Origin of the sequence: Vibrio sp. 2304 (assembly GCF_033339475.1) — a bacterium.
Classification (GTDB): domain Bacteria; phylum Pseudomonadota; class Gammaproteobacteria; order Enterobacterales; family Vibrionaceae; genus Vibrio; species Vibrio alginolyticus.
This window is the reverse complement of record NZ_JAWOUQ010000005.1, coordinates 186073-203929: the sequence shown is the minus strand read 5'-3', so window position 1 is coordinate 203929 and position 17857 is coordinate 186073. Positions and strand designations below refer to the sequence as shown.

The following is a 17857-nucleotide window of genomic DNA, read 5'->3' as shown; positions in this document are numbered from 1 at the left end:
CTTTCTAAGGTGAGTTATGTGATTGAGTATACGCAAGTCCTTTCAATATGCTAGGTAACTAAAGAAATGCTTCAAATGTCTTCATGAATGAGACACGAGAGAAAGGCGCGCTGCTTAAAATGAAGTATAAAAAATGCCCGCTTAAAGCGGGCATTCGATATTCTAGTCAAAGACCGGAATTAGAAGTCGTAACGTAGACCTAGAGCTAGCTCGTCTTCAGCATCGATCTTAGTTGCAACTGTTTTGCTAGTGTCAGTTGAACCAAACTTGTCACCTGCATCAATCAGGTTGAAGTTGTAAGAAATGTAACCACGGAAGTTAGGCTTGAAGTAGTAAGAAGCATCAACAGCGAAGTTGTTTGCAGAAGTTTCGTTGTTAGTTTCTGCATTGTTGTATGATGTTGTGAATACTGTTTGGCCTAGAGTGTAAGCACCCGCTAGCTCGTAACCAGTGTAATCAACTGTGTTACTGTTGTTTGAATCTTCCATTTTCTCGCCGTCAGTGAATACACCAGCGAAGTAAAGATCAGACATTGTGTAAGATGCAGCTAGCATGTACTCGTTAGCTTTGTCTTGATCTGCGTAACCAGCACCTAGCTCAAGACCAGTGTCAGCTAGAGCGTAGATTGCAGATAGAGAGTAACCGTCTTGTTTGTTGTCGTAGTACTCACCAGTGTTTTTGTTTTCCATACGATCAGCGAAGCGGTAGCTTGCTTTTACGCTTAGGTTTTCAAACTGGCCTTTGTAAGCCATCATGTTGTCTGTACGGTCTGATACAGCTAGTTTGTCTGCTGCAGAGTTACCGTGGTAAGCCATGATATCTGTGAAGTCAGTGATAACGCCTAGTGCACCTTCAGTTTTACCGTATGCGAACTCACCGTAAGCACCGCCAAGACCAGCGTAAGCAAGACGAGTTTCTAGATCGCTCTTGTCGTCGCCGTCTACAGTACCGTTTTGAGCAGTCTCAAATTCACCTTCCCAGAAACCAACACCGTATAGGTTGTCATTGATTTCTTGTTTACCAAGGAAGTTTAGACGGATGCGAGATTTGTCTTGAGCGTCGCCATCTTTCATAGATAGACGTGCTTCAGCACGGCCGCCCATTTCTAGAGAAGTACCGTCTTGGTTGTAAAGTTCAGCTGCGTTTACGCCAGTTGCCATAGCTGCTGCAGATACAGAAAGAGCAATTAGAGTCTTTTTCATCTTATTTGTCCTAGTTAGCTGTCCATAATCATTGTTGTATGGGGGAGAGGTGATCTCTCACAAGTTGTTGGTCCAAAATTGGCTAATTGAGCGATATAGTTCGCACTTGTAAGCCATTGATCTAACAACTCGCTGGACATGTTTTACTGCTAAAGTTTCCGTATGAGTTAGTAAAATGATATAAATCCCACTGATGAACACTGTTCAATTGTGCGTTGTTTTTATTTAAATTACTGTTTTTGATTGAAATTATTGGCAATGACATTGGCCTGACATTGATTAGTTTTTATCTTTTTTGAGGTTTTTGGTGTAATGAACAGTGTTGTTTTTCAATAAATTGAGAAGGTGATTCGCCCTAGAACCGCTCTAAAAGTGAGTTATATCATTATGCCGAAAAGGCATAGTCTTGCTGTCTTTCGAATTAAGATGATTTCGTCCGGGAGTTTGTTTACACTAAACGAAATACATCTTTAAGCGCACTACCCAGTCCTATGACAGGGTGGGCTTTTTTTGTCCAAAGACCCATTTGGGCTTGAGGTTATAAAATGGAAAAAGTTCCAATGACACTACGTGGCGAGCAAAAGCTACGTGCAGAACTCGATCGTCTACTTAAACTACGTCCTCAGATCTCAGAGGCAATTGCTGAAGCTCGTGAGCTAGGTGATTTAAAAGAGAATGCTGAATATCACGCCGCTCGTGAAGAGCAGGGCATTTGTGAAGCACAAATCCGTGACATTGAATACAAACTGTCAGTTGCTCAAGTTATTGATGTAACGAAGATGGAGAACACGGGTAAAGTTATTTTTGGTTCAACCGTAACCTTGATTGATATCGACACCGAAGAAGAAAAAACGTACCAAATCGTTGGTGATGACGAAGCCGATATCAAAGCAGGTCGCATTTCAGTGAGCTCACCTATTGCTCGTGGCCTGATTGGCAAGATGGAAGGCGATGAAGTTGCTATTCAAACTCCGGGTGGCGCGAAAGACTTCGAAATTGACCGAGTAGAATATATCTAGGTCGTTTGGAGTAGCATTACTGCCCTGATAAAACGCAAAAAGGTCGCCTCAGGCGACCTTTTTTCTTCAGCAACGTAAGTAGAGTTACTTACGAGGGATTTCGATTTTACGCTCTTCAGACTGGCGGTATAGCACTAGCACTTTACCAATAGTCTGAACTTTTTCAGCGCCCGTCTCACGTACGATAGCGTCGATGATTAGCTGTTTTGTTTCACGATCTTCCGAAGCAACTTTTACTTTGATAAGTTCGTGATGGTTAAGAGCGATTTCAATTTCTGCTAGCACGGCTTCTGTAAGTCCATTTGCGCCCATTAGCACAACAGGTTTTAAACTGTGAGCTAGGCCTTTAAGGTGCTGCTTTTGTTTGGTGCTTAGGTTCATTACGCGGCCAATTTTCTTTAAAATAAGGGTTGAAAAAAGCTATTTTAACGCCATCTATTGCTGAAGACTATAATTTATTGAGTAATAGGTAACGCCTATTAAAACAATAGCTCCAATTTGTGCCTTGTTGGGATTAAAATGAGTAAACAAAAACATTCGGCTAGTTCTGGTCGTTGGTTGAAAGAACACTTTGATGATAAATACGCGAATGAAGCCCGAAAAAAAGGCTACCGCTCACGTGCTTATTTCAAGATCGATGAGATTCAAACGAAAGATAAATTGTTAAAGCCTGGAATGACAGTCGTCGACTTGGGGGCTGCGCCGGGCGGATGGTCTCAATATGCTGCTAAGATAGTAGGGGACAGTGGTCAGATCATCGCGTGTGACTTGCTTCCTATGGACCCGATTGCTGGCGTTAGCTTTTTACAAGGCGACTTTCGTGATGATGCAGTATTGGAAGCTTTGCTAGAAAGGATCCAACCTTCCATGGTAGACGTAGTAATGTCTGATATGGCGCCTAACATCGCGGGAAACAATTCTGTTGATCAACCTCGCGCTATGTATTTAGTTGAATTAGCTTTAGATATGTGTCGACAAGTTCTAGCGCCTAATGGTAGCTTTGTCGTAAAGGTTTTCCAAGGGGAAGGCTTCGATCAGTATGTGAAAGAAGTCCGAGACATGTTTAAAGCCGTAAAAATTAGAAAACCAGACTCATCGCGAGCTCGCTCTCGAGAGGTCTTCGTCGTAGCCACTGGTTACAAAGGTTAACCATTTTGCTCTCTTGAGAGCGTGTTAACACTATAGCTACAGTTAATGAACTGTAGTACCCTACCTTTAATTACAATTAGTTATCGAGAGGCTTACACCTTGAGTGACATGGCAAAAAATTTAATTCTGTGGCTTGTTATCGCCGTCGTATTGATGTCGGTATTCCAGAGCTTTGGCCCTGGAGAAAGCAATGGCAGAACCGTGGATTACACCACGTTTGTACAGGAAGTTGGCCAAGGCCAGATTCAAGAAGCAACTTTTAAAGACGGTGAAATTAGCTTTGTTCGTCGTGGCGGCGGTGCCAAAATGGTCACTTACATGCCAGTGTATGACCAAAAGCTTCTAGATGACCTAATTAACCAAAACGTGAAAGTACAAGGCACGCCTCCAGAAGAGCAAAGCTTGCTGGGTACTATCTTCATCTCTTGGTTCCCAATGATCTTACTAATTGGTGTATGGATTTTCTTCATGCGTCAAATGCAAGGCGGCGGTGGTAAAGGCGCCATGTCTTTTGGTAAGAGCAAAGCTCGAATGATGAGCGAAGAACAAATCAAGACAACTTTTGCTGACGTTGCAGGTTGTGACGAAGCAAAAGAAGACGTGAAAGAGCTGGTGGACTACCTACGCGATCCAAGCCGCTTCCAAAAGCTGGGCGGTAAGATTCCAACGGGTGTTCTAATGGTTGGTCCTCCTGGTACGGGTAAAACGCTTCTAGCGAAAGCCATTGCCGGTGAGGCGAAAGTACCATTCTTTACTATCTCTGGTTCTGATTTCGTAGAAATGTTCGTTGGTGTTGGTGCATCTCGTGTGCGTGACATGTTTGAACAAGCAAAGAAAGCCGCACCTTGTATTATCTTTATCGATGAGATCGATGCGGTAGGTCGTCAACGTGGCGCAGGTGTTGGTGGTGGTCATGATGAACGTGAACAAACACTAAACCAAATGCTCGTTGAGATGGATGGTTTCGAAGGTAACGAAGGTATTATCGTTATCGCTGCGACTAACCGTCCGGATGTGCTGGACCCTGCGTTACTGCGTCCTGGTCGTTTTGACCGCCAAGTGGTAGTTGGTCTTCCAGATGTACGTGGCCGTGAACAGATCCTAAAAGTTCACATGCGTAAGGTCCCTCTAGCGGGTGATGTAGAGCCTTCTCTCATCGCACGTGGTACTCCAGGCTTCTCTGGTGCTGACCTAGCAAACTTAGTTAACGAAGCAGCCCTGTTTGCTGCGCGCGGTAACAAGCGCAACGTTTCTATGGTTGAGTTTGAACTGGCGAAAGACAAAATCATGATGGGTGCTGAGCGCCGTTCAATGGTGATGTCTGAGGAAGTGAAAGAGTCAACCGCATACCACGAAGCGGGTCACGCGATTGTTGGTCGCTTGGTTCCTGAACACGATCCAGTGTACAAAGTGTCTATCATTCCACGTGGTCGTGCGTTGGGTGTAACAATGTACCTTCCAGAGCAGGACCGCGTGAGTATGTCTCGCCAACACCTAGAATCAATGATTTCTAGCTTGTATGGTGGTCGTTTAGCAGAAGAACTTATCTACGGTGCTGACAAAGTATCAACCGGTGCTTCTAATGATATCGAGCGCGCAACAGATATTGCTCGTAAGATGGTTACTCAATGGGGTTTCTCTGAAAAGCTTGGCCCTCTGCTGTATGCAGAAGATGAAGGCGAAGTGTTCTTAGGACGTAGTGTAACTCAGACTAAACATGTGTCTGACGATACAGCGAAGTTGATTGATGACGAAGTTCGTCAGATCATTGACCGCAACTACGATCGTGCGAAGAAGATTCTTCAAGAGAACATGGATATCATGCATGCGATGAAAGATGCGCTGATGAAGTATGAAACCATTGATGCTCGCCAGATTGATGACTTAATGGAGCGCAAAGCTGAAATTCGTGAGCCTGCGGGCTGGAGTGATAACTCAGCAAGCAAACCAGAAGACAGCGACAAGCCTCAAGCAAAGCAAGAAGTTAAAGAAGAAGCAACGGAGACTGCGAAAGATGCAGAACAGCCTAGCTCTTCTGAAACCACTTCTAACGAAGCGCCTGAAAAGAAAGACTCTGAATAAAGAGTATCGATAATATTAAACCCCGAGTTATCTCGGGGTTTTTGTGTTTATGATGATGATTACAGCAAATAACAAATCTTTGGACCTTTCGCGTCCACATGTCATGGCCATTCTAAATGTGACACCGGATTCCTTTTCGGATGGCGGTAAATACAACTCAATTGAACTTGCTCTTGCTCAAGTTGATAAAATGATAAAGGCTGGTGTAAGTATTGTTGATGTTGGTGGTGAATCAACAAGACCTGGTGCACCGGATGTGTCTTTGGAAGAAGAGCTTAGGCGTGTTGTCCCAGTAATCAAAGCCATTCGTGAAAAATATGATGTATGGATTTCCGTTGACACCAGTAAAGCAGAAGTGATGCGTCAAGCAATTGATGCTGGGGCTGATTTGATCAATGACATCCGCTCGCTGCAAGAGCCAGGTGCTCTGGAAGTCGCAGCAGAAGCAAACCTTCCAATTTGTCTGATGCATATGAAAGGTCAGCCTAGGACCATGCAAGTTGACCCTCATTATGATGATTTAATGGGGGACGTGTCGGCTTTTCTAGAAGAACGTATCGCGGCGTGTGAAGCAGCAGGGATTGATAAATCTCAACTGATTCTCGATCCTGGGTTTGGCTTTGGCAAAACAATCGAACACAATTATCATATGCTTGCTCATCTTGAAAAGTTTCATGAATTCGGCCTGCCTATTTTGGCTGGCATGTCTCGTAAATCCATGATCTTCAAACTGTTAGACAAGCCAGCGGCAGAGTGTACGAACGCAAGTGTCGTTTGTGCTACGATTGCCGCGATGAAAGGCGCGCAGATCATTCGCGTGCATGACTTTGAAGAGACAATCGAAGCGATGAAAGTTGTTGAGATGACGAAAAACAATATTTAAAAATAATAAAGGAAAGTTTATGTCGAATGAAAGACGTTACTTTGGTACTGACGGTGTGCGCGGTAAAGTAGGACAATACCCAATCACTCCAGACTTCGTACTTAAGCTTGGCTGGGCTGCTGGTCGTGTACTAGCGAAACAAGGCACAAAGAAAGTTATCATAGGTAAAGATACACGTATTTCAGGTTATATGCTTGAATCTGCACTAGAGGCTGGCCTTGCAGCTGCGGGACTTAAAGCAACATTTACTGGTCCCATGCCAACTCCAGCTGTGGCCTATTTAACTCAGACTTTCCGTGCCGAGGCTGGTATTGTGATTTCTGCATCACATAACCCATATTACGACAACGGCATTAAGTTCTTTTCTTCTGAGGGTACTAAGCTACCTGACGATATCGAATTGGCGATCGAAGCTGAGTTAGATAAAGAAATTGAATGTGTGGAGTCTGCTGAGCTTGGTAAAGCAACCCGCCTAAATGATGCAGCTGGTCGTTACATCGAATTCTGTAAGAGTACTTTCCCATCTGAGTTGAGCCTTGCGAACTTTAAGATCGTAGTTGACTGTGCGCACGGTGCAACGTACCACATCGCTCCAAATGTCTTCAAAGAACTTGGGGCAGAAGTTATCGCTATGGGCGTAGAGCCTAACGGCATCAACATTAATGAAAAAGTGGGCGCAACAGACGTACGAGCACTTCAACAGCGTGTTGTTGAAGAGCAAGCGCATCTTGGTCTCGCGTTTGATGGTGATGGTGACCGTATCATTATGGTCGATCACTTGGGTAACAAAGTTGATGGTGACCAAATTGCTTATATCATCGCTCGTGATGCACTTCGTCGTGGTGAGCTAAAGGGTGGTGTTGTTGGTACACTAATGACTAACTTGGGTATGGAAAATGGTTTAAAGCAGCTAGGCATTCCGTTTGTACGTGCTGCTGTTGGTGACCGTTATGTCATGGAGCAACTGCTAGAAAAAGGTTGGAAAATTGGTGCTGAAAACTCAGGCCATGTGATCTTATTAGATAAAGTCACAACCGGCGATGCGATCGTTGCTGCACTTCAAGTACTTGCTTCTGTAATTGGCAGCGATATGTCTTTGTATGAGCTATCGCAAGGAATGACACTATATCCTCAGGTTTTAGAAAATGTCCGTTTTTCAGGAGAAAGTAACCCTCTTGAAGCTACAGCTGTATTAAACGCTGTCTCTGAAGTAGAGGCGACACTTGGTGATAAAGGGCGTGTACTGCTGCGCAAGTCTGGCACTGAGCCTTTGATCCGCGTTATGGTGGAAGGCGAAGATGGTGAACTAGTTCAACACTCAGCATTGAAAATCGCTGAGGCTGTTAAAGCAAGTTGTTAATCATTGCGTTAAAGCATGTCTTGAATGAAAAGGGCATCTTTTGCCCTTTTTTTGAGCGCTTAACGCATTGGCATTGATTTTTTACTAATTTTCCCTTGTCAGCGTTACTGGCTTTCGCTAGTATTGCTCCGCCTCCCGTTAGGAGGTCGCTAGCCTTGTTCATTATGATTTATTCTTTTGAACGGCGCTGGCTCAACAATTTGGAACATAGGTGGAAAAAATGTTTTCAGTTCTACTTGTGATTTACCTGTTGGCAGCGCTTGGTGTGATTGGCCTTGTGTTGATTCAACAAGGTAAAGGCGCAGATATGGGAGCCTCGTTCGGTGCTGGTGCTTCAAACACAGTGTTTGGTGCTGGCGGCTCAGGTAATTTCTTAACCCGAACAACTGCTATTTTAGCAACCGTATTCTTTATCGTTAGCTTGTTACTTGGTCGTATGTCTACGCACCAGACTGAATCACAATGGGTAGACCCAACGTTAGGTCAACCAGTTGTTGAACAAGTTAAGGATGCAGCGAGTGAAGTTCCTGCCCCTGCGGGTGATGAAATTCCTCAATAAGCTGTAAGGTTTTGATGCCGAGATGGTGAAATTGGTAGACACGCTAGCATGAGGTGCTAGTGCCTTAGGTGTGAGGGTTCGAGTCCCTCTCTCGGCACCATGTATTTACAAACTTGTAAATCACTTGTTTGCGAGTATAATGCTCAGCAAGTCGGACGCGGGGTGGAGCAGCTTGGTAGCTCGTCGGGCTCATAACCCGAAGGTCGTCGGTTCAAATCCGGCCCCCGCAACCAATCTCTTTCTTTAAAAGGAAATCGTAGATTGGCAAGTTTGCGTAGTGCTAACCACACTACGAGTTAAGAAAAGCAATTGTTGGCTATTCTTAACGTATCAGGGTCCAGCAGCATAAAACCCCGACTATCGGGGTTTTTTGTTATCTGAGCTTTTTGAAATGGCTCAGATACTGCTTGGTTTTTTGATTGGGCTCTGAGCCCTTTTTTTGTTTCTGGAGTGGTTAAATGACTGGTTTAGAAAGACAACTTACTGAAATGCTTGACGCGCCAGTAGCGGCATCAGGTTATGAGTTAGTTGGATTAGAATTCATTCGTGCAGGCGCGCACTCAACGTTACGTATCTACATTGACCATGAAAATGGTATTAACGTAGACGACTGTGCAGAAGTTAGCCACCAAGTTAGTGCAGTTTTAGACGTTGAAGATCCAATTTCTGTTGCTTACAGCCTAGAAGTGTCTTCTCCAGGTTTAGAAAGACCACTTTTTAAAGCAGCACATTACGAGCAATTTATTGGTCACGAGGTCAGCATCGTATTGAAAATGGCTGTAGCAAACCGTCGTAAGTGGAAAGGTATTATCCACGGTGTTGATGGCGAAACAGTGACAATTACTGTAGACGGTCAGCAAGAAGAGTTTGCTCTAAGTAACATTTCCAAAGCTAACCTGATCCCTAAATTTTAGTTCCCTAAAAAAGTTTAAGCTTAGAGGCTAAATACAATGAGTAAAGAAATTTTAGCGGTAGCAGAAGCGGTATCGAACGAAAAAGCGGTACCTCGTGAGCGTATCTTTGAGGCTCTTGAGATTGCTCTAGCAACTTCTACAAAGAAAAAATACGAAATCGAAATCGACGTACGTGTTGCCATTGACCGTAAAACCGGTGAGTTTGTCACTTACCGCCGTTGGTTAGTTGTTGATGACGTTGAGAACCCTACAAAAGAGATCTCACTAGAAGCAGCGCAATACGAAGATGACTCAATCGGGCTTGGCGACTACGTAGAAGACGAAATCGAATCTGTAACGTTTGACCGTATTACGACTCAAACTGCTAAACAAGTTATCGTTCAAAAAGTTCGTGAAGCTGAGCGCGCACAAATCGTTGAACAGTTCATCGACAATGAAGGTGATCTAATCACTGGTGTCGTGAAAAAAGTAAACCGTGACACAATCGTGCTTGATCTTGGTAATAACGCTGAAGCGGTAATCCTGCGTGATGACCAACTTCCTCGTGAAAACTTCCGTCCAGGCGACCGCGTACGTGGCCTTCTTTACAAAGTCGCGCCTGAAGCACGTGGTTTCCAATTGTTCATCACTCGTTCTAAGCCAGAAATGTTGGCAGAACTGTTCCGTGTTGAAGTGCCTGAAATCGCAGAAGATATTATCGAGTTGAAAGGCGCGGCACGTGATCCTGGTTCTCGCGCTAAGATCGCTGTCAAAACAAATGACAAACGTATCGACCCTGTAGGTGCGTGTGTTGGTATGCGTGGTGCACGTGTACAAGCTGTTTCTGGCGAACTTGGTGGTGAGCGTATCGATATTGTGCTTTGGGATGATAACCCAGCTCAATTCGTTATCAACGCAATGGCGCCAGCTGATGTTGCTTCTATCATCGTTGATGAGGATGCACACTCAATGGACATCGCAGTTGAAGCTGACAACCTAGCGCAAGCTATTGGTCGTAACGGTCAAAACGTGCGTCTAGCATCTCAACTAACCGGTTGGGAACTGAATGTTATGACAGTTGCTGATCTTCAGAAGAAACACGCTGAAGAATCACAAGCATCTATTGAAAACTTCATGAAGTACCTAGATATTGAAGAAGACTTCGCTCAACTTCTTGTTGAAGAAGGTTTCTCAACGCTAGAAGAAATCGCATACGTGCCAGTTAACGAGCTACTAGAAATCGATGGTTTGAATGAAGAACTAATCGAAGAGCTTCGTGGACGTGCAAAAGATGCACTAACGACTATCGCACTAGCACAAGAAGAGTCTTTTGAAGGTCTAGAACCAGCTGAGGACCTACTTGCACTTGAAGGTCTTGAGCGTGAGATGGCATTTAAATTGGCAGCGAAAGGTGTAGCGACACTGGAAGATCTTGCTGACCAAGGTATTGACGATTTAGAAGGTATCGAAGGCCTGACCGAAGAACGTGCAGGTGAGCTAATTATGGCCGCACGTAACATCTGTTGGTTCGGCGAAGAAGCATAATTTTCGGCAAGGAGGAAGCGGCATGACACAATTAACAGTTAAAGCACTGAGTGATGAGATTGGTACGCCAGTCGACCGCTTGATTGAACAACTTGCTGACGCTGGCATTAAAAAGGCGAGCTCTGACAATGTTACTGATGAAGAGAAGCAGAAGCTTCTCTCTCATTTAAAGAAAGAACACGGTGATAAATCAGGTGATTCAGAGCCGACTCGCCTTACGCTTCAGCGTAAAACTCGTAGTACACTTAGTGTGAACGCGGGTGGTGGTAAGAGTAAGAATGTTCAGGTTGAGGTGCGCAAAAAACGTACATACGTGAAGCGCAGCACAATTGAAGATGAAGCGAAACGTGAAGCTGAAGAAGCAGCACAACGTGAAGCAGAAGAAGCAGCAAAACGTGCAGCAGAAGAAGCTGCAAAACGTGAAGCTGAAGAAGCTGCGAAACGTGAAGCTGAAGAAGCTGCAAAACGTGAAGCGGAAGAAAAAGCGAAACGTGAAGCTGAAGAAAAAGCGAAGCGAGACGTAGATACGAATGCACAACGTAATGCTGAAGAAAAAGCAAAGCGTGATGCTGAAGAGAAAATTAAGCAAGAAGCAGCGCGAAAAGAGGCCGACGAGCTTAAACGTCGTCAGGAAGAAGAAGCTAAGCGTAAGGCTGAAGAGGAAAGTCAGCGCAAGCTTGAAGAAGCTCGCGAATTGGCTGAAAAGAATAAAGAGCGTTGGTCTGCTGCAGAAGAGAAAAAGGGTGATATGGAAGATACAGATTACCATGTAACGACTTCACAATACGCACGTGAAGCCGAAGATGAAGCAGATCGCAAAGTAGAAGGCGGTCGTCGTAAGAAGAAAAAAGCAGCTTCGGGTAAAGACGACCAAGCTCGCGGTGGCCGTAACAACCAACGTGGCGGTAGAGGTCGTAAGGGCAAACTTGCTAAGCCGACTTCAATGCAGCACGGGTTTGATAAGTCAGCAACGGTTGCTAAGCAAGACGTTGTAATTGGCGAAACGATCGTTCTATCAGAACTTGCTAACAAGATGTCGGTTAAAGCGACAGAAGTTATCAAAGTAATGATGAAGATGGGCGCTATGGCGACTATCAACCAAGTGATCGACCAAGAAACAGCACAACTTGTTGCTGAAGAAATGGGCCATAAAGTAGTTCTTCGTAAAGAGAACGAACTGGAAGAAGCGGTACTATCTGACCGTGACACTAACGCGGAAGCAGTTCCACGTGCTCCAGTTGTTACTATCATGGGTCACGTTGACCACGGTAAAACGTCAACACTTGACTACATCCGTCGCACACACGTTGCTTCTGGCGAAGCGGGTGGTATTACTCAGCACATTGGTGCGTACCACGTTGAAACAGACAACGGCATGATCACGTTCCTTGATACTCCTGGACACGCAGCGTTTACTGCAATGCGTGCTCGTGGTGCTCAAGCGACAGATATCGTTGTTCTTGTAGTTGCAGCAGACGATGGCGTAATGCCACAAACAGTAGAAGCGATTCAGCACGCGAAAGCGGCAGGCGTTCCTCTAATTGTTGCTGTGAACAAGATCGATAAAGAAGATGCGAACCCAGATAACGTTAAGAACGAGCTTGCTCAATACGACGTTATTCCTGAAGAGTGGGGCGGTGAGAACATGTTCGTTCACATCTCTGCTAAACAGGGTACAAACATCGATGGTCTTCTAGAAGCAATCCTTCTTCAGTCTGAAGTTCTTGAACTTACAGCTGTAGCTGAGGGCATGGCATCTGGTGTTGTTGTTGAATCTCGCCTAGATAAAGGTCGTGGTCCAGTTGCAACAGTACTTGTTCAATCAGGTACACTAAACAAAGGCGACATCGTTCTTTGTGGTCAAGAATACGGCCGTGTTCGTGCAATGCGTGATGAGCTAGGTAAAGAAATTACTTCGGCTGGCCCATCTATCCCTGTAGAGATCCTAGGTCTTTCAGGTGTACCATCTTCAGGTGATGAAGCAACAGTAGTTCGTGACGAGCGTAAAGCGCGTGAAGTAGCTAACTACCGTGCTGGTAAGTTCCGTGAAGTGAAACTTGCTCGTCAGCAGAAATCTAAACTAGAGAACATGTTCTCTAACATGACTGCTGGTGAAGTTGCTGAACTTAACGTTGTACTTAAAGCAGACGTTCAAGGTTCTGTAGAAGCAATCGCTGACTCATTAGTTAAGCTATCTACTGACGAAGTTAAAGTGAACATCGTTGGTTCTGGTGTAGGTGGTATTACGGAAACTGACGTAGTACTAGCGGAAGCTTCAAACGCAATCATCCTTGGCTTTAACGTTCGTGCAGATGCTTCTGCTCGCCGTGCTGTTGAAGCCGCAGCTGTTGACTTACGTTACTACTCAATCATTTACCAATTGATTGATGAAGTGAAACAAGCAATGGGCGGTATGCTTGCTCCAGAATTCAAGCAAGAGATCATTGGTCTTGCTGAAGTTCGTGACGTGTTTAAGTCACCGAAACTGGGCGCTATCGCTGGTTGTATGGTTACAGAAGGTGTGATCAAGCGTAACAACCCAATCCGTGTACTACGTGATAACGTTGTTATTTACGAAGGTGAACTAGAGTCACTACGTCGTTTCAAAGATGACGTTCAAGAAGTTAAGAATGGCTACGAATGTGGTATCGGCGTTAAGAACTACAATGATGTTCGCGTTGGTGACCAAATTGAAGTCTTCGAAATCGTTGAAATTAAACGTACTCTAGACTAATTGACTAAAATTACTAATATTGTCTTTGAAAGATAAGTAGTAATTGGTTGTTGAATACACCATGGGGGGCTGGCTTTGACCAACCCCCCATTCTTTCTATATAAGAGTAAAGATATGTCAAAAGAATTTAGCCGCACGCAGCGCGTTGCACAGCAGCTGCAAAAAGAACTAGCGATGATCCTTCAACGTGAAGTTCGTGACTCTCGCCTTGGCATGGTGACGATCTCAGACGTAGAAGTCTCTCGTGACCTAGCTTACGCAAAAGTATTTGTGACCTTCCTGTGTGTGGGTGAGCAAACACCAGAATCATGTCTAGCAGCGCTACGTGAGCACGAAGTGCACATTCGCATGATGTTAGGTAAGCGTATTCGTCTACGTTTAACGCCAGAAATCCGCTTCCACTATGACAATACGCTTGTTGAAGGTATGCGTATGTCTAACCTAGTGTCTGAAGTCGTTAGTTCAGACAAACAAAAGCAAAAAGATTCTGGTCGTGAGGACGAAGAATAATGGCTCGTCGTCGTAAAGGTCGTCCAATTAATGGCGTTATACTGTTGGACAAACCAACAGGTATCTCTTCCAATGATGCACTGCAAAAAGTAAAGCGAATCTACTTTGCCGAGAAAGCAGGCCACACTGGAGCCTTGGACCCATTAGCGACAGGCATGCTGCCAATTTGCTTGGGTGAAGCGACAAAATTTTCTCAGTTTCTTCTTGATTCTGATAAACGCTACCGCGTGATCGCAAAGCTGGGTGAACGTACCAATACGTCTGACTCGGATGGTGAAGTTGTAGAGACGCGTCCAGTCGATGTTACGTTAGACAAGCTAGAAGCGTGCATCGATCAGTTCCGTGGTGAATCTGATCAAGTGCCTTCCATGTTCTCTGCGTTGAAGTATCAAGGTAAACCCTTGTATGAATACGCTCGTAAAGGCATCGAAGTTCCGCGTGAATCTCGTAAGATCACGGTATATGAGATTGTTCTTCACCGTTTTGAAGGCGATGAAGTAGAGATGGAAGTGCACTGCTCTAAAGGTACCTATATTCGTACTATCGTTGATGATCTGGGCGAAATGTTAGGTTGTGGTGCGCACGTAACTATGCTTCGTCGTACTGGTGTTGCTAAATACCCTTACGAGAATATGGTAACACTTGAGCAACTAAATGAGTTGCTAGAGCAAGCTCACCGCGAGGAACGAGCGCCTCGAGAACTACTGGACCCACTGCTTTTGCCAATGGATACAGCGGTAGAAGACTTACCAGAAGTCAACTTGGTGCCTGAACTGGCGGATATGGTCCAACATGGGCAGCCCGTTCAAGTATTTGGTGCTCCGACAGAGGGCTCACTTCGCCTTACTATGGGTGAAGAACGCTTGTTTATTGGCGTTGGCGAAATGAACGAAGATGGCAAAATCGCTCCTAAGCGATTGGTCGTGTTCCGAGATGACGTTGCATCCAAGTAAATGATTGAAAATACCGACCTGAGTGTCGGTATTTTTATATTGCACGAGATAGGAAATTTCCCTATAATCCGCGCTTCGCGTAGCGGCTGAATCAGAGATTGGCTGCTACAACTTTAAACCTACTCTTATTAGGAGAGAATTATGTCTCTGAATGCAGAAACTAAAGCAGCAATCGTTGCAGAATACGCACAAGGCGAAGGCGACACTGGTTCACCAGAAGTTCAAGTAGCTCTACTTACAGCTTCTATCAACCACCTACAAGGTCACTTCAAAGCGCACAAAGGCGATCACCACAGCCGTCGTGGTCTTCTACGCATGGTTTCTCGTCGTCGTAAGCTTCTAGATTACCTAAAAGGTAAAAACCTAGCTCGCTACCAAGACCTAATCAAACGTCTAGGCCTACGTCGCTAATCAGCGACTGCATAGCAGTTTGTCTAAAAAGGGGCTTTATGCCCCTTTTTTGTTGCCTAAATTTAGCCAAATTAGACTTATGCCGTTATAATACTGGCGGCTAAACCTTGTAAGAGGTTTTCTCAAAAGCTCATAGCATTACAGTCAACCACGTCGACCAAAAGGTCGCGACTATTCAAAAGGAACTTCCGAGTTTCTTTTTACTAGTCGCGATTCGTAATGCCTTGAGTGTCAATTAACACATCTAAGATTTCTTTAAGCACTAAAGGAAGATTAGAAACAAGGAATAACAATGTTCGAAAAACCAGTTGTTAAAACGTTCCAGTACGGTAACCACACAGTTACTTTAGAAACTGGCGTTATTGCACGTCAAGCTACAGCAGCAGTTATGGTCACAATGGATGATACGTCTGTATTCGTATCTGTTGTAGGTAAAAAAGAAGCCGTTGCAGGTCAAGACTTCTTCCCACTAACGGTTAACTACCAAGAGCGTACTTACGCTGCGGGTAAAATCCCAGGCGGCTTCTTCAAACGTGAAGGTCGTCCTTCTGAAGGCGAAACGCTAACAGCTCGTCTAATCGACCGTCCAATCCGTCCGCTATTCCCAGACGCGTTTAAAAACGAAGTTCAGGTTATCGCGACAGTAATGTCTGTAAACCCAGATGTTCAGCCAGATATCGTTACAATGATCGGTACTTCTGCTGCTCTTGCTATCTCTGGCATTCCATTCAACGGCCCTATCGGTGCGGCGCGTGTTGGTCATATCGATGGTCAGCTTGTACTTAACCCTAGCCAAACTGAACTAGAAACTTCTAAGCTTGACCTTGTTGTTGCAGGTACAGAGTCAGCAGTACTGATGGTTGAGTCAGAAGCGGACAACCTAACTGAAGAAGAAATGCTAGCGGCGGTTGTTTATGGTCATGACCAACAACAAGTTGCTATTCAAGCTATCAACGAATTCAAAGCAGAAGTTGCAACTCCTGCTTGGGATTGGGTTGCTCCTGAAGAGAACACAGCGCTTAAAAATAAGATTGCTGATCTAGCAGAAGCTAAACTTGTTGAAGCTTACCAAATTACTGAGAAAATGGCTCGTTACGACCGCATCCATGAGATCGCTGCGGAAGTAAATGAAGTTCTTCTTGCTGAAGATCCTGAAGCAGACACAAAAGAAATCCACACTATCTTCCATGATCTAGAGAAGACAGTAGTACGTAGCCGTATTATTGCTGGTAACCCTCGTATCGATGGCCGTGAAAAAGACATGGTTCGTGCACTAGATGTACGTACTGGTGTTCTTCCTCGTACTCACGGTAGCGCGCTATTCACTCGTGGTGAAACTCAGGCGATCGTTACTGCAACGCTAGGTACTCAGCGTGATGCTCAAATCATCGATGAGCTAACTGGTGAGCGTAAAGATCACTTCCTACTGCACTACAACTTCCCTCCATACTGTGTAGGTGAAACTGGTTTTGTAGGTTCTCCTAAGCGTCGTGAAATCGGCCACGGTAAACTGGCGAAGCGTGGTATTGCTGCAGTAATGCCTTCTGTTGATGAGTTCCCATACACAGTACGTGTTGTATCGGAAATCACTGAATCTAACGGTTCATCTTCAATGGCTTCAGTATGTGGTACTTCTCTTGCGCTTATGGACGCAGGTGTACCAATCAAAGCATCTGTTGCTGGTATTGCAATGGGTCTTGTTAAAGAAGGTGACGATTTCGTTGTACTTTCTGACATCCTTGGCGATGAAGACCACCTAGGTGACATGGACTTTAAAGTAGCAGGTACTAACACTGGTATCACTGCACTTCAAATGGACATCAAGATCGAAGGCATCACTAAAGAAATCATGCAAATTGCGCTTAACCAAGCTCAAGGCGCACGTAAGCACATCCTATCTGTAATGGATGAAGCTATCTCTGGTGCTCGTGAAGACATCTCTGAATTTGCTCCGCGTATTCACACGATGAAGATCAGCGCTGAGAAGATCAAAGACGTTATCGGTAAAGGTGGTGCAGTTATCCGTGCTCTAACTGAAGAGACTGGTACAACTATCGAAATCGAAGACGACGGTACTATCAAGATTGCGGCAACTGAAGGCACTGCTGCGAAAGAAGCTATCCGCCGTATCGAAGAGATCACTGCTGAAGTTGAAGTGGGCCGTATCTACACAGGTAAAGTTGCACGTCTAGCAGACTTCGGTGCATTCGTAACGGTTCTTCCAGGCAAAGATGGTCTTGTACACATTTCTCAAATCGCAGAAAAACGCGTAGAGAAAGTGTCTGACTACCTAGCTGAAGGTCAAGAAGTTCAAGTTAAAGTTCTTGAAATCGACCGCCAAGGCCGTGTACGTCTAAGCATGAAAGAAGCGGTAGAAAAGCCAGCTGAAGAAGCTGCTGCTGAAGCACCAGCTGCTAAAGACGAGTAAGACAAAATGAGACTTTCAGCCTTTTATTAGATTAAGGGCCTGAAAGCATGTTATAAAAGGGGAGCATTTTCGCTCCCCTTTTTTGGTTTGTTTCGATGTATTAACCTCAAACGAGGTTATCGCCTATAT

15 protein-coding genes and 2 tRNA genes are annotated in these 17857 nt (G+C 44.8%); 15 read left to right on the top strand and 2 right to left on the bottom strand.

Annotation, left to right across the window (positions count from 1 at the left end; translation table 11 throughout):
- Positions 1-179: 179 nt before the first annotated feature.
- Positions 180-1202, bottom strand: a complete 1023-nt coding sequence (locus R7P64_RS12350) for a porin (RefSeq protein WP_005380064.1) — start codon at positions 1200-1202, stop codon at positions 180-182.
- A gap of 545 nt (positions 1203-1747) precedes the next feature.
- On the opposite strand from R7P64_RS12350, the gene greA reads away from it, so the two are divergent.
- The gene (greA, locus tag R7P64_RS12345) at positions 1748-2221 is read left to right on the top strand and encodes a transcription elongation factor GreA (RefSeq protein ID WP_005380065.1); all 474 of its coding nucleotides are present in this window, start codon (positions 1748-1750) and stop codon (positions 2219-2221) included.
- An 84-nt stretch (positions 2222-2305) separates the two neighbouring features.
- Here greA and yhbY read toward each other — a convergent pair whose 3' ends face one another.
- Positions 2306-2602 carry a ribosome assembly RNA-binding protein YhbY gene (gene yhbY, locus R7P64_RS12340; RefSeq protein ID WP_005380066.1) on the bottom strand — a complete coding sequence of 99 codons (297 nt, stop codon included), beginning with the start codon at positions 2600-2602 and terminating at the stop codon, positions 2306-2308.
- A gap of 138 nt (positions 2603-2740) precedes the next feature.
- On the opposite strand from yhbY, the gene rlmE reads away from it, so the two are divergent.
- The 14 genes from rlmE (at position 2741) to pnp (ending at position 17728) form a co-directional block, all read left to right on the top strand.
- Positions 2741-3370 carry a 23S rRNA (uridine(2552)-2'-O)-methyltransferase RlmE gene (gene rlmE, locus R7P64_RS12335; protein ID WP_005388985.1) on the top strand — a complete coding sequence of 210 codons (630 nt, stop codon included), beginning with the start codon at positions 2741-2743 and terminating at the stop codon, positions 3368-3370.
- Between the two features lie 108 nt (positions 3371-3478).
- Positions 3479-5452, top strand: a complete 1974-nt coding sequence (ftsH, locus tag R7P64_RS12330) for an ATP-dependent zinc metalloprotease FtsH (RefSeq protein ID WP_017635895.1) — start codon at positions 3479-3481, stop codon at positions 5450-5452.
- A gap of 52 nt (positions 5453-5504) precedes the next feature.
- On the top strand, positions 5505-6335 hold the full coding sequence (gene folP / locus R7P64_RS12325) for a dihydropteroate synthase (protein ID WP_017820419.1): 831 nt from the start codon (positions 5505-5507) through the stop codon (positions 6333-6335).
- Between the two features lie 19 nt (positions 6336-6354).
- Positions 6355-7695: a phosphoglucosamine mutase gene (gene glmM / locus R7P64_RS12320; protein ID WP_005380076.1), complete on the top strand. Its 1341-nt coding sequence runs from the start codon at positions 6355-6357 to the stop codon at positions 7693-7695.
- Positions 7696-7915: 220 nt separating this feature from the next.
- Positions 7916-8254 (top strand): preprotein translocase subunit SecG, encoded by a 339-nt coding sequence (gene secG / locus R7P64_RS12315; RefSeq protein WP_005380080.1) that lies wholly within the window; start codon positions 7916-7918, stop codon positions 8252-8254.
- Positions 8255-8270: 16 nt separating this feature from the next.
- Positions 8271-8354: transfer RNA gene (locus R7P64_RS12310), tRNA-Leu, on the top strand.
- A gap of 56 nt (positions 8355-8410) precedes the next feature.
- Positions 8411-8487 (top strand) — tRNA-Met (locus tag R7P64_RS12305).
- A gap of 225 nt (positions 8488-8712) precedes the next feature.
- The gene (gene rimP, locus R7P64_RS12300) at positions 8713-9168 is read left to right on the top strand and encodes a ribosome maturation factor RimP (RefSeq protein WP_005386424.1); all 456 of its coding nucleotides are present in this window, start codon (positions 8713-8715) and stop codon (positions 9166-9168) included.
- 36 nt (positions 9169-9204) lie between these two features.
- Positions 9205-10692 carry a transcription termination factor NusA gene (gene nusA / locus R7P64_RS12295; RefSeq protein WP_053306752.1) on the top strand — a complete coding sequence of 496 codons (1488 nt, stop codon included), beginning with the start codon at positions 9205-9207 and terminating at the stop codon, positions 10690-10692.
- A gap of 22 nt (positions 10693-10714) precedes the next feature.
- Complete coding sequence (gene infB / locus R7P64_RS12290; protein ID WP_005380086.1) at positions 10715-13426, top strand: translation initiation factor IF-2; 2712 nt, start codon at positions 10715-10717, stop codon at positions 13424-13426.
- Between the two features lie 114 nt (positions 13427-13540).
- On the top strand, positions 13541-13936 hold the full coding sequence (gene rbfA / locus R7P64_RS12285) for a 30S ribosome-binding factor RbfA (protein ID WP_005380087.1): 396 nt from the start codon (positions 13541-13543) through the stop codon (positions 13934-13936).
- A complete protein-coding gene (gene truB, locus R7P64_RS12280) occupies positions 13936-14889 on the top strand; it encodes a tRNA pseudouridine(55) synthase TruB (RefSeq protein WP_017820421.1) in 954 nt (317 codons plus the stop codon). The genes rbfA and truB overlap by 1 nt, the downstream gene beginning before the upstream one ends.
- 141 nt (positions 14890-15030) lie before the next feature.
- Positions 15031-15300, top strand: coding sequence for a 30S ribosomal protein S15 (gene rpsO, locus R7P64_RS12275; RefSeq protein ID WP_005380094.1), 270 nt, complete (start codon positions 15031-15033; stop codon positions 15298-15300).
- 292 nt (positions 15301-15592) lie between these two features.
- On the top strand, positions 15593-17728 hold the full coding sequence (pnp, locus tag R7P64_RS12270; RefSeq protein WP_005380098.1) for a polyribonucleotide nucleotidyltransferase: 2136 nt from the start codon (positions 15593-15595) through the stop codon (positions 17726-17728).
- Positions 17729-17857 lie beyond the last annotated feature (129 nt).